Raw genomic sequence first — 660 nt, forward strand, 5'->3', positions numbered from 1 at the left:
AACGGTCTCGGCTATGAGTAGTTGCGTGGTTTAGCGATTAACTTTGCAAGTACACACCAAGTTGGAAATTCCGCAGGAATTTCCAAAGTAGACGAGAACAAGCAATTACTTATAGCCATTGTTGTGGTGTCGTTTTTTATTCAGTTGTTATAAATTTCCGTCCGATTAATTCACACTTCTTGGTAACATTCCAAAATCCAAATCCAGGAACTCCAGTTGGTATTTTCCAATAGATAATTTCTCCATTAGTTTTTCTTAATCCAAATTCCGCAAAATGTCCATCGTGTTTAGTAATTATCTTTTTCTCTTTGTCAACAACAAATGATTTATATCCATTATGCCATTCAAACTCTGCGTAATCAATTATTTCAGTCGAATCTGAGTCAATTCGGACAAACTTTTTGGTTGTATTAATTATAAATTCCGATTTTGAAATTTTTAAAACTAAAACAGGAATTTCATTTGGGTATAAATTCAGTCGTTTTTTAAGTTCGGCTCTTAATTCCGCATTTAGAAGTTCGAATAGTGTAAAAATCTCACTTCCATTAAAATCCGTTTTGGTTTTATTGAAATATTTTAAGAACCAAAATTGAATTCGGTCCTTTATTTGTTCAGCAGATTTTTCTATTAAGTTTTCCATTTCTTAAATGCACCACAACG

1 protein-coding gene is annotated in these 660 nt (G+C 32.3%); it reads right to left on the reverse strand.

The window, feature by feature from the left end; translation table 11 throughout:
• Positions 1–136 precede the first annotated feature (136 nt).
• Positions 137–640, reverse strand: coding sequence for a hypothetical protein (locus H4O20_RS13130; RefSeq protein ID WP_139856755.1), 504 nt, complete (start codon positions 638–640; stop codon positions 137–139).
• Between the last annotated feature and the right edge of the window lie 20 nt (positions 641–660).

The organism is Aequorivita sp. 609 (assembly GCF_014212065.1).
Classification (GTDB): Bacteria; Bacteroidota; Bacteroidia; order Flavobacteriales; family Flavobacteriaceae; genus Aequorivita; species Aequorivita sinensis.

Excerpts from the sequence above, each read along its gene's own strand:
- H4O20_RS13130 (WP_139856755.1), bottom strand. The coding sequence starts at position 640 with ATGGAAAACTTAATAGAAAAATCTGCTGAACAAATAAAGGACCGAATT.